This window comes from Frankia torreyi (genome assembly GCF_000948395.1).
Classification (GTDB): domain Bacteria; phylum Actinomycetota; class Actinomycetes; order Frankiales; family Frankiaceae; genus Frankia; species Frankia torreyi.
Genome location: NZ_JYFN01000034.1, coordinates 1 through 12,591, shown reverse-complemented (window position 1 = coordinate 12,591; position 12,591 = coordinate 1). Strand labels below are relative to the sequence as shown.

Annotated in this window: 5 protein-coding genes and 2 pseudogenes; all 7 read left to right on the top strand. The window is 70.1% G+C overall.

The features are described 5' to 3' along the window. Positions 1-32 precede the first annotated feature (32 nt). A pseudogene (locus FF36_RS19735) lies at positions 33-1,134 on the top strand (citrate/2-methylcitrate synthase); the annotation flags it as partial. A 1-nt stretch (position 1,135) separates the two neighbouring features. Further along, on the top strand, positions 1,136-1,298 hold a 163-nt coding region (locus FF36_RS38480; protein WP_277912955.1), incomplete at its 5' end, for a citrate/2-methylcitrate synthase. A gap of 46 nt (positions 1,299-1,344) precedes the next feature. Continuing rightward, positions 1,345-2,415: a hypothetical protein gene (locus tag FF36_RS31630; RefSeq protein ID WP_157871726.1), complete on the top strand. Its 1,071-nt coding sequence runs from the start codon at positions 1,345-1,347 to the stop codon at positions 2,413-2,415. 1,229 nt (positions 2,416-3,644) lie between these two features. Beyond that, a complete protein-coding gene (locus FF36_RS31625; protein WP_052681236.1) occupies positions 3,645-5,075 on the top strand; it encodes a lytic transglycosylase domain-containing protein in 1,431 nt (476 codons plus the stop codon). A gap of 47 nt (positions 5,076-5,122) precedes the next feature. After that, positions 5,123-5,479 (top strand): transposase, encoded by a 357-nt coding sequence (locus FF36_RS19720; RefSeq protein ID WP_063870465.1) that lies wholly within the window; start codon positions 5,123-5,125, stop codon positions 5,477-5,479. A gap of 462 nt (positions 5,480-5,941) precedes the next feature. After that, positions 5,942-9,000, top strand: a pseudogene (locus tag FF36_RS38475) (DNRLRE domain-containing protein); the annotation flags it as partial. 1 nt (position 9,001) lies between these two features. Further along, positions 9,002-11,962 (top strand): RHS repeat domain-containing protein (locus FF36_RS40065; RefSeq protein WP_277912954.1); only part of this gene is annotated, 2,961 nt, incomplete at its 5' end. Positions 11,963-12,591 lie beyond the last annotated feature (629 nt).

Genomic DNA, 12,591 nt, shown 5'->3' with positions numbered 1-12,591 from the left:
ACTGATTCACGTTGATTGTAATCAACGTTGACATGCCATCCATAAAGGATCAACTATGGATGGCGAGGAGGCGAACCATGGTGATCACAACTGGCAGTACGGCCCGCATCGGCTCGGCGCAGGCGGCGCAGGCGACGGATGCCTCGCCCACCCCGCCGGCGGGCATGGGCGTCCCACGGGGACTGAAGGGGGTGGTCGTCACGCAGACGGCGCTCGGCGACGTGCGCGGGCGCGAGGGCTTCTTCCACTATCGGCAGTATTCGGCCGTGGAGCTGGCCGAACGCCGCTCGCTGGAGGACGTCTGGCATCTCATGGTGTTCGGCGAGCTGCCGGACACCGCGACGCGAGCAGCTTTCGCCGCCCGGGTGGCGCCGTTGCGGCGGCTCCCGGCGGGTCTCGACGAGCTGCTGCCGGGGCTGGCCCGGGCCGGCGTGTCCGGGGGTGCGCTCGACGGGCTGCGCACCGCGTTGTCGCTGGCCGGCGCCGCGCGCGGCACCGCCCCGCTGTACGACACCGACGAGGCGGCCCGCGTCGACGACGCCCTGTTCGTCGGCGCGGTCACCCCGACGCTCGTCGCCGCGCTGCACCGGCTGGCCCATGGGCTCGCACCGGTGGCACCCCGCGACGATCTGCCGTTCGCGGCCAACTACCTGTACATGGTCACCGGCGCGGAGCCGACCGCGGCACAGGTGCGCGCGATCGAGCGCTACCTGATCTGCACCGTCGACCATGGCTTCAACGCCTCGACGTTCACCGCCCGGGTGATCGCGTCGACCGGGGCGGACCTGGTGGCCTGCGTCGTCGGGGCGATCGGCGCGCTGTCCGGGCCGCTGCACGGCGGCGCGCCGAGCCGGGCGCTGGACACCCTCGACGAGATCGGCAGCCCCGAGCGGATCGACCCGTGGATCCGCGAGCACGTCCTCGCCGGCGATCGGATCATGGGCTTCGGCCACGCCGTCTACCGGACCGAGGACCCGCGGTCACGGTTGCTGCGCGGCGTCGCCGAGGACTTCGGCGGCGAGCTCGTCGCGTTCGCCGTCCAGGTCGAGCGGCGGGTGGTGGAGCTGCTGGCCGAGCTGAAGCCGGGCCGGGAGCTGCACACGAACGTCGAGTTCTACGCCGGGGTCGTGATGGNGCTCTGCGGGCTGCCGCGGGACATGTTCACCCCGACGTTCGCCGTCGCCCGCACGCTCGGCTGGACGGCGAACATCCTCGAACAGGCAACCGACAGCAAGATCATCCGCCCGTCGGCTCGCTACGTCGGCCCGCCCGCGCCGGAGCCGGTCCCGTCGCCGTAGCCCGAACCCACCGCCATGGCCGTGCGGCCGTAGGGGCCGTGCGGCCGTGCGGGCCGTCATGGAATCCCCATTCCGCTTTCCGGTGCACGCTTGCCGTCGTCTGGGCGACACCGCCGGTCGAATAGGCGGGACTGTTCATTCCGACGTTCATCCGGTTATGATCGGCACCGTCGACGGCTCGACCACAGCGGCGAGCGTCGTTCCTTGCCCGGCGGCAGGACGACAACCGGTCGGGGATTGCGCGGACGGGGGCGGCCTGGTGAGCGATCCGATGCTGATCTGGAAAGGCAAGAACGCCGACCAGCGGCTTTTCTGGTCCCGGGCCCATTCGGACGGCAGTTGGCGCGACCAGCAGCAGGTGCGGTATTTCGCCACCAACAGGGGCGGGATCGGGGCCGCCTCCGACGGCAGGCTGACGGCCCGGGCCGCATGGCGGGGCGCCGACGACGACAGCCGGATCTGGACGGCGGGCTGGTATGGCGACGGCTGGTCCGACCAGCAGACCCCGGTGGACGCTCCCCGCACCGAGGACCGGCCCGCGCTGGCCTTCCACGACGATCGCACGGTCATGGCGTGGCGCGGGGTCGGTCCCGACCAGACGATCTGGTTCTCCGAGAACCTCGGGCCGCAGCGGGTCGCCGGCGGGCAGGCCTCGTCCACCCACGGCCCGGCGCTCGCGTCGTACGGCGGGCTGCTGTACATGGCGTGGAAGGGTTCCGGCGGCGATCAGGGGCTTTACTGGACGACATACGACGGGCACACCTGGGCGCAACCCCGCCCGTTTCCCGGCGGGTCCACGCACGGCCCGGCGCTCGCCGCCTCACCGCAGGCCCTTTTCCTGGTCTGGAAGGGCTCGGGAAACGACGCGGGAATCTGGCATGCGGAGTTCCAGAACGGCCGCTGGTCGGCCCAGCGCCCCGCCCCCGGCGGAACGAGCACCGGACCGTCGGCGGCCTACGTCGGTAACACCGTCATCACGGCGTGGAAAGGTGTCGGCGCCGACGCGCGGATGTGGACCTGCCGGAATTTCCGCGAACCCCAGATTGCCGTCGCGAACGGCGCCTTCGGCACCAGTGACACCCCGGCAGTTGTGAGCACCTTCGTCACGGAGCTCTGACCGCCCGGGTCGGGCGGGGGCGCGCTTCCGCGTCCGACTCCCCCACCCGCCGCCGCGGCGCGGACGGCAGGGCGCCGCCCGTCCGCGGCGGGAGTGAGGACGGCGGCCTGCCGGCGCGGGCCGCCCTGGGCTGCCCGGCACCGGCGCCCGGCAGCTCCCGCCCGGCGCCCCACCACCGACCTCCCTCCCATCGAGGCAGTCTCCTTCCCATGGTGAAGCGACGCGATATGCGTTCGGGTACCCGAGGCCGGGTCGGATTGATGCCGCACCGGTTGCCTACCGCCGATCGAATTCATGCCGGTGAGCCAGGAAAGCCGCGGTCACCGTCCGCGGAACCACTCACCGGCGATGCGCAACGGAAACAGACAGCGCAACGACACCGCGACAGGGACCACATCCATCGCACCAACTCCGATCCGGTGGGAAAACGAAGAACCCTGAGTGGCATAGGCGCGGCCCCCGAGGGGAACGGGGACCATGCCGGGTCACCCAAAATGGCTGGCGCCGGCGCGGAAGGCAACCATCACGCCCCATTGGCAACCCGTTGCCATAACGCACCGTAACGGAACGTGCCGCAGTCGAGACGCACCGCCTAGGACTACCGCCTCGACGGATGGGATAGTTCCCCATAAAACATGACATTTGAGCTAGATCGCCTCAAGATGGGTTACTCTGCGCAAGAAATGTGAAGCGCGACACACAGTGGGGCGTTACCTGTGTGAAACATTCTTATGGACGCGGCACACAGACCCACGGATTGACACGAAGCGTCATCACGTAGAAGCGGAGAGTCTCCACGAAGAGGCATGCAAGGTGCCTTTTTAGGCGACTTGACCGATTTGCTGGCAGTAGACGCTGGCCAGCTCCGGGTGGCGGCCAGGACGTCCGCACACTGAACGAGCCCTGACGGCGCCCCTCCGGGTCCCCTTCTTCCGGCCACGGCTCACCCAAACGGCGCCCGATCGCGATGGGCAGCGAGGACTTCTTTCTGCGAACCGGATGACAACCGGGCCTCCGTTCTGGCACAGTCCAGCCCGGACCCGAGCGCAACCGGGTCCACCAACATCACCGAATCGGTGCGGCGTGCCGAGTTCGAGCACGTCTTTTTCTCCTCACCAAGGCCTTCTTCCAGCGTCCCGGTTGACGCATTCCCAGGACTCCTGAGAACGCTCGCCATCCGCGCGGAAAAGGCCGGGGAAGGTGGCTCACATCATGGGGGGTGATTCGCCGTGAGTCGACATCGTCGGCTTCCTGGACACACCGGCCGGCATCGGACCGCCGAGTCACCCGGCAGGCACCGGGCCGTCTCGACGGACACCGCGCTCCGGCGCACCTCTCGACGGCCGGCGCCGCTGTGGCCGAAGGCGGCCGGCGGGCTCACCGCCCTGCCCATGATCGGCCTGCTCGTCGCCCTCTGCCTCAGCCCGGGACCCGCCATCCCCGCGCAGAACGTCGACCCCGCCCCGGCCGTTCATCCGCCGACCGCCACCCGCACCTACCCGTTGCCCCTCGTCCTCCCGCCGCTCATTCCCGCCAGCTCCACCAACCCCACCGCGACACCGACCACCACCGCGACACCACCCCCGGACCTCCCCGACGATCACACCCTCGCTGACGCCGCGGCGGGCCGATCCACCACCCCGACCGTCGTCCTGACCGCCCGCGATCGAGCCATCCCCGCTCGCGTCCTGGCGGCGTACCGCAGCGCCGCAACCCGCATGGCCACCGAGCGCCCCGGCTGTCACCTGCCCTGGCAGCTTCTCGCCGGCATCGGCAAGATCGAGTCCGGCCACGCGGTCGGCCGCCCCATCACCCCCGACGGCACCATCACCTCGCTCATCCTCGGCCCACAGCTGGACGGCCGCCACGGCCACGCCCTCGTACGCGACACCGACCACGGTGCCCTCGACCACGACACCACCTACGACCGCGCCGTCGGCCCCATGCAGTTCATCCCCACCACCTGGCGCACGGCCGGCCGCGACAACTCCGGCGACCAGCACGCCGACCCCCACAACATCGACGACGCCACGCTCGCCGCCGCCGGCTATCTCTGCCGCTCCCACCGGGACCTGGCCGACCCCGCCGACCTCCGCACGGCCATCTACAGCTACAACCCGTCCACCAGCTACGTGCACGCCGTCCTCGCCTGGACGGCCGGATACACCGCCGACGGCGCCACCCCCACCCCCGCGCCGGCCACCACGCCCCGCCCCACGACAGTCCCCCGCCCCTCGACGGCCTCGCCACCCGCCGTCGCCCCGGCGCCGACCGCCCCGACACCGACCCCCGCGACGACACCGACCCCCGCGACGACACCGCCACCAACCCCGCGGGCGTCGCTGTCCCCGTCCGTTCCCGCCTCGTCGAGCCCGCCCGCCCGCACCATCCCCACCCTGACCGGATCCGCTTCCCCCAGCCGGCCGTCCGGTGCCGGTCCCAGCGCCGTCGCCCCGGCGCCGAGGCCTGGTCCGGCGCTCCCCGCCCCGCCCCGGGCCACTCCTGCCCCGACGCCCGGGGCGGCGACCGACGGTGATGCGGATCATCCCGCGGACGTCCCCACCGTCGCGCCCAGCAGCTCACTGCTCGTCGTCTCGCTCCTGCCGAGGAACGAGCCGACCGACCCGGGCCCCGTCACCCCGTCCACCCCACCCCCCTGAGCCCGCCCACCAGGCTCCGAGGGCCGATCCGCAAAAGCGAGCCTGTCATGCCACGCCCCACCCGCTACCCGCCCCATTTCCGGGCCGACGCCATCGCCCGCGTTCGGCGCGTTCAGCCCGATCACTCGTCCGAGTGGTCCGCGATCCAGGCCGTCGCGAGTTCCCTCGCCATCAGCGCCGAGACGCTTCGGACCTGGGTACGCCAGGCCGAGTCGCTCAGCGACGGGCAACGGACGACCGCCCGCCGACAACAGGCCGAGATCCGCCGCCTGATCCGAGAGAATGCCGAGCTGCGCCGCGCGCTCGACATTCTGCGCGGGCCGGAGCCGTCGAGACCTCCGACGCGCCCGGCCGTCAACCGATCCGTGCCGAAGGCGACCGGCGGCTCGGTGACCCCTACGTGAGCCTTTCCGGGAATTCCGGCCGGCGGATCGACGCCCGTTCTTTCTGCCCACCGGCGGATACCACTCCGGCGACAGCCGTCTCGGACCATTCGGACGGCTCTGCCGCACCACCGAACACGTGTTTCCTACAGGTAACACACTGCTGCGTGACCCAGATAACATCGGCGCTCTTCTGCGGTATTGACGCCACCGGCAGATCCGAGCTCCGGTAACCCAAAGTCACCAAACCCTGCGGCTGACGGCTCCCGGACGGGTTCGGTGCAACACCGAGTGCTCGCCACCCCTCAGACAGGGCGAGCAAGGACCCCTCCCACTCAAGCAACGAACACACAATCGATCTTGATTCTCTAGTGCTGCCATCGAGGTTCTGTCATTTTCGGTGATCCGGCGCGCCCCCCGTTTCCCTCGGGACAGGGAGGGTGACGCGCCTTTCCTTGCCTGCGCCGGAGAATCGGAGTTGACATGATGCGGGCATCCCCCGTACATCGTCGAAGGCACACTGCTCGAGCTATCTGCGTTCTTCTCGCCGCCGTTCTGGTGGGGACGATCGCCACATTTCTTCCGGCGGGGCGAGATGCGGCCTGGGCCGCCCCCACCGGCTCCGCCGACAAGGCGATACCCGCGCCGACCGGGCCGGCCGAACGGCCGGACTTCGTGTCCGCGCAGGTCGCCGCGCACGCGGAGAAGCGGCGGATCGAGGTGACGGACCGGCGGACCGAGACGACGTCGACGTTCGTGAACCCGAACGGCACGATCACCGTCGACTCGTTCGCCGGGATCCACCGGGTTCGCCGCGGGGACGGCTGGGTGAACGTCGATCCCACCCTCGTCCTCGCGGGCGGGAAGGTCACCCCGAAGGCCGCGAAGGCGGCGATCGTCCTCTCCGCGGGCGGCAAGGCCGGTGACCCGGTCGCGACGCTGGTCGACGGGACGCGACAGGTCGCGTTCGCCTGGCCGAACGCCCTGCCCGCCCCGACCCTCACCGAGAACGTCGCCACCTACCCAGCGGTCGCGAAGGACACCGACCTGCGGGTCAAGGTGACCCCGACCGGCTACGACGTGCAGATCGTCGCCCACACCCCGGCCGCGGCGCAGGCCGCGCTGACGTTGCCGATGCGCCTGACGGGCCTGACCGCGACCCGAACCGCGGGCGGCGAGACCCGCCTGTCGGCCGGCGGGAAGGTTACCGCCCGCTCGCCGACCCCGGTGATGTGGGACGCCCACCTGGACCCGGCGACGAAGCTGCCCGACCGGACCCGCGCGGTCGACGCGGCGCTCACCGGGGCGAGCACCGCCACGCCGACGCTGGAGCTGAAGCCGGACAAGGCGTGGTTGACGGACCGCGCCCGCCAGTACCCGGTCACCATCGACCCGGCGGCGGTGCTGGCCGACAACCTCGACACCGACGTCAACGACACGAACCCGACCACGAACTACGACAGCTACGAGTACCTGCGGGTCGGCAACTACCTCGGCGGCGCGGTCAACCGGTCGTTCCTGCGGTTCGACACGACCGCGATCGAGAGCCGGCACGTCACCTCGGCCTACCTCCAGCTCTGGCAGGCCGGTTCCCAGACCTGCACCGCGCAGCCCATGGTCGTGCAGGGCTCGGCGGCCCTGTCCGCCGGGACGACGTGGAACACCCAGCCGGCCGCCGACGGCACGAACTGGTCGAACACCAGCTTCAACGCCGGCACGGTGAACAGCTGCGGGTCCGGCGGCGTCTCCCTCGACATCACCGGCCTGGCGCAGGCCTGGGCCACCAACGGCCAGCCGTCGCCGGAGACCCTGACGCTGCGCGCGCCGGACGAGACCAGCTGGGACCAGTACAAGTACTTCTACTCCGGGGACACCGGCCTCAAGCCGCAGGTGTCCACCACCTACAACTCCTACCCGGGCACCGTCGCCAACCGCTCCACCAGCCCCTGCTCCGCACAGTGCGGCGGCAGCCCGGCGACCGTCCTGACGAACTCGACGCGCCCGGTCCTGTCCGGCGCGGCCACCGACGCCGACGGCGCCCCGCTGCGGCTCGACTTCGAGGTGTGGAACTCCGCCGGCACCACGAAGATCACCGACGGGTCGGTCTCCAACATCTCGCCGAACGCCACGGGTTCCTGGACCGTACCGGCGGGTGTGCTGACCAACGGCACCTCCTACGAGTGGCGGGTCCGCGCCTACGACGGCACCGACTACTCCCAGGCGTGGTCGTCGTGGATCCCGTTCACCGTGGACACCACCGCCCCGGCCGCACCGACCTCGCTCGCCTCCGCGGCCTGGCCGTCCGGCGGCTGGGGCACCGCGACGTCGGGCACGTTCACCTGGACCTCGCCGGGTGGGGACACGCAGTCGTTCCTCTACGGCCTCGACCAGCCCTCGCCGGCGACCGAGACCACCGGCACGGCCAGCGCGACCCTGACCCCGACCGCCGGACTGCACACGTTCTACGTCCGGACGAAGGACAAGGCGGGCAACCTGTCGTCGGTCGTGTCCTACGGCTTCGGCCTCGGGACGGGGGCCCTGGCAAGTCCGGCGGAGAACGCCCGGGTCCAGCGGTTCGTCGTCCTGGAGGGGCAGGCCCCGAGCACGCAGGTGTCGGTGACCTACCAGTACCACCTGGGCACGAGCACGGGCGCGACCTGGAGCGACGTTCCCGTCGGGGACACGACGATTGAGGGCACCTCGACGAACCCCACGTGGCCGGCACCGCGCAACGGCTCGGGCCTGTTCGACCGGCAGAACTGGAACGTCGGCTTCACCCTGCAGGGCGGCGCCGACGGGCCCATCCAGCTCCGCGCCTGCTTCCGCGACTCCGGCGGCACCGTCTCCTGCACGGCCGCCCGCACGGTGCAGTACGCCCGTAACGCCTTCGGCGCCACGAACGCCACCTCCGAGGTGGGCCCGGGTTCGCTGGCCCTGCTCACCGGCGACTACTCCGTGTCGGCGACGGACGTCACGCTGGCGAGCTACACCGGCAGCCTCACGGTCGGCCGGTCCCTGACGACGCTGACGCCGCCCCCGGCGACCAGCGACCCGTCCGGGATCTTCGGCCCCGGCTGGACGTCGAACCTGCAGGGGCCGGCGTCCGGCACCGCGGCCAGCACGCTGACGGACGCCACCGCGACCACGAACACGGTCACCTTGACCTCCAGTGAGGGCGCGGCGTCCGTCTACACCCGGACCGGCTCCGGCAGCTACCCGTACAGCTACGCCGGGGTCGCCGACACCGCCGTGGACGGGTCGAAACTCGTCAAGGACTCCGCCACCCAGTTCACCCACACCGGCGTCGACGGCACGAAGACCGTGTTCGTGTCGAAGACCGTCGGCTCGGCCACCATCTGGGTCGTCGACCGGGTGGAGCAGCCCGGTTCCGCCACCACCTCCACCTACACCACCGACAGCGCCGGGCGGGTGACCCGCATCCTCGCCCCGGTCCCGGCCGGCGTCACCTGCACCACCCTGGTCGCGGGCTGCCGGGCGCTGACGTTCACCTACGCCACCTCCACCACCGCGACCGCCTCCGGNACCGACCCGGCGACGTGGGGCGACTACAACGGTCAGCTCGCGTCGATCTCGATGGCGGTCAACGGGGCCACCGCGGTCGTCGTCGCGCAGTACAAGTACGACTCGACCGGCCACCTGCGCCTGGAGTACGACCCGCGCGTCGACAACACCGACGGCTCGCACATCGGCACGACGTACCAGTACAACGCCGGTGGCCGCCTGAGCACCCTCACCCCGCCCGGGCAGGACGCCTGGACGTTCGGCTACGACACCTACAACCGGGTGATCAGCGTCGCCCGGCCGCGGCCCGCCGGTGCCGGCACCGCGACCCGCACGATCGTCTACGGCGTCGCGCTGACCGGCTCGGGCGCGCCGATCGACCTGGCCTCCGGCGTCGTCGCCGGCTGGGGCCAGCGGGACCTGCCCGCCTGGGCGACCGCGGTCTTCCCGGCCAGCCGGGTGCCGTCCAACCCGCCCGTCGCCGCCGACTGGCCCTACGCCGATCTCAGCTATCTCAACGCCGACGGCCGCCAGGTGAACGCCGCCTCCTACGGCAACGGCGCCTGGCAGATCACCACGACCGAGCACGACCCCAACGGCAGCGTCATCCGTGAGCTGACCGCGGAGAACCGCAACCAGGCCCTCACCCCGACCGCCGACACCGACCCGACCGTCGCCGCCCTCACCGACTCCGCGGCCCGGGCGCAGGTGCTGGACACCGACACCGTGTACTCCGCGGACGGGGTGTCGGTCACCGACACGTTCGGGCCGACGCACCGGATCGTCGACAACAGCGGGGCGCCGTACTCCGCCCGCCAGCACGTCCACACCGACTACGACGAGAACGCCCCGTCCTCGCCCGACCCCTACCGGCTGCCCACCACCATCACCACCACCATCCGCCAGGCCGGCGGGGCGGACGTCGAACCGCGTAAGACCATCAACGGCTACGAGGCGAAGAGCGGCGATCCCGCCACCACCTCCGGCTGGGCCCTGCGCAAGCCCACGACGGTGACCACCTGGATGGGCGGCGGCGGTGCCACCGACATCGTCCGCACCACGTACTACAACGCGGCCGGAAACCCGGTCGAGGTCCGCCAGCCGAAGGCGAACGCTGGCGGCACGGACGCCTTCACCACCGTCACCTCGTACTTCACCGCCACCGGCTCCGGCGGCTGCGTGAACGCCTCCTGGACGGGCCTGCCCTGCTCCACCGGCCCCGCCGCGCAGCCCAGCTCCGGCAACCCGCTGCCGGTGACGACCTACACCTACAACAACCTCAACCAGCCCCTGACCAAGGTCGAGACCGTCACCTCCGGATCGACCACCACCCGCACCACGACCTACACCTACGACGCGGCCGGCCGGAAGACCTCCGAGGCGCTCGCCGTCAGCCCCGCCGCCGACGGTGGCACCGCCGTGCCCACCGCCACCTACGGCTACAGCACCACCACCGGACTACCCACCACCACGACCGCATCGTCGATCACTCTGACCACCGGCTATGACACGTGGGGACAGGTCACCAGCCAGACCGACGCCGACGGCAACACCACCACCACCGGCTACGACGTCGACGGCCAGGTCAGCTCGGTCAACGACGGCAAGGGCACCTCCACCTATCTCTACGACACCGCGACCGAACACCGCGGCCTCGTGACCTCGCTCGGCGTCGGCGCCGGTAGTGCCCCCTCCACCTTCACCGCGACCTACAACGGCGACGGCACCCTGACGTCGCAGACCTATCCCAGCGGCCTCGTCTCGACGACTCGCTACGACAACAACGCCGAACCCACCAGCCTCGTCTATGGGAAGTCCGGAACTCCCTGGCTGACCTTCTCCCAGGCAAACTCGATCTACGGCCAGGTCCGGCTCGACGCCACCGCGCCCGCGACAAAGACCCTGGGCTACGACCCCGCGGGCCGGCTGAATTCGGTGGTGGACTCCGTCAGCTACGGGGGCCCCCGAATCTGCACCACCCGCACCTACACCTACGACCTCGACTCCAACCGCACCGCCCTCACCAGCTACCCCGACGCCGGCGGCCAGCCTGACACCGGCAACTGCTCCACCAGCACCACACCGGCCGTTTACAGTCACACCTATGACCAGGCTGACCGGATCACCGACACCGGTTACGTCTACGACAAGTTCGGCCGCACCACCGTGGTTCCGGCGGCCGATGCCGGCGGCGTCGCGCAGACCGTCGGCTTCAATGCCAACGACCTGGTCGCCTCCCAGTCCGCAGGCTCCACCTCACGCACCTACACCCTCGACCCCGCCCGCCGGCTCCGATCCTGGACCGACGGCTCCACCACCAGCACCAACCACTACCCCAGCGCCACCGGCGACAGCCCCACCTGGATCGGCGTCACCGGCGGCACCTGGACCCGGAACATCACCGGAATCGGCGGCGACCTCGTCGCGCTCCAAACCGACACCGGCACCGTCACCCTCCAACTCACCAACCTCCACGGCGACATCGTCGCCGCCGCCGACGACTCCACCACCGCCACCTCCATCGCCACCTACGCCGAATCAGGCGAGTTCGGTATCCCCTATGCCACTAGCACCGCCTATCCCCGCTACGGCTGGCTCGGCGCAAAACAACGCTCCCACGACACCCTCGCCGGCCTCACCCTCATGGGCGTCCGCCTCTACAACCCCTACACCGCCCGATTCCTCTCCACCGACCCCGTCCTCGGCGGCAGTGCCAACCCCTACGACTACACCAACCAGGACCCCTACAACACCTTCGACCTCGACGGCAGGTGGTTCTGGAGCAAGTGGTCTGGTTGGCGAAGGGCCGAAACCATCGCGCTCGGCGTCACTCTGGGAGTAGCAATTTTCACCCCGAGCCCCCTAAACATTGGCTTCGCCATATTCGGACTCGCATCTTACTATCATTACTATCTAGTCAGGCGCGACATTCGAGGAAGGTATTGCAATTACAGCTACGTCAATCAATGCTACAGAATGTGATGAGACGATCGCGACCATATCTATTCATATCGCTAGGTATATCAATTGCAGTTTACGGCTGCATCGTACTTGCGGTGCGGCACGAGATCCTTTCAGGTTTCTTCCACTGCACGTTCGGACTCTACCTACTCTTTCAGGGGGTAAGAGCCAAGAGAGAGGAATGAACCCTCGAAGTCTGACATCGCACGCGCCAGTGGTATGGCCCAGGTCTGCCGGGAACGCACATCTCCAACCCGCCGCCCGGGCTATCCGGTGAACCTGTGAATGAACTGCCCCGGTTTCCGGGTCTTCGAAGTTGACCGGGGTGAGGTGTGGGGCTCGCGTCCGGCTTGGTGGCTGTGCGTGATGCTGGTCTGGTGTGGCCTGGGTGTAGGACGCTGGCGTGTCGTGGCGTGAAAAGACCCGCAACCCCTGGTGATCTTGGTTGTTCTGACGCAATCAGGACACCGTGGGGTTACGGGCTTGGACGATCATACGAGTGACGCGACGTTGTTGCTGGACCTCGACGGGATGGCGGTGGAGCGGGTCGAGCGGTTGGCCGACGGGTCGCGGGTGGCGTGGCTGGTGACCGCAGACGAGGCGGCGCGGGCGTGTCCGGGCTGCGGGGTGTTCTCGGGGCGGGTGAAGGG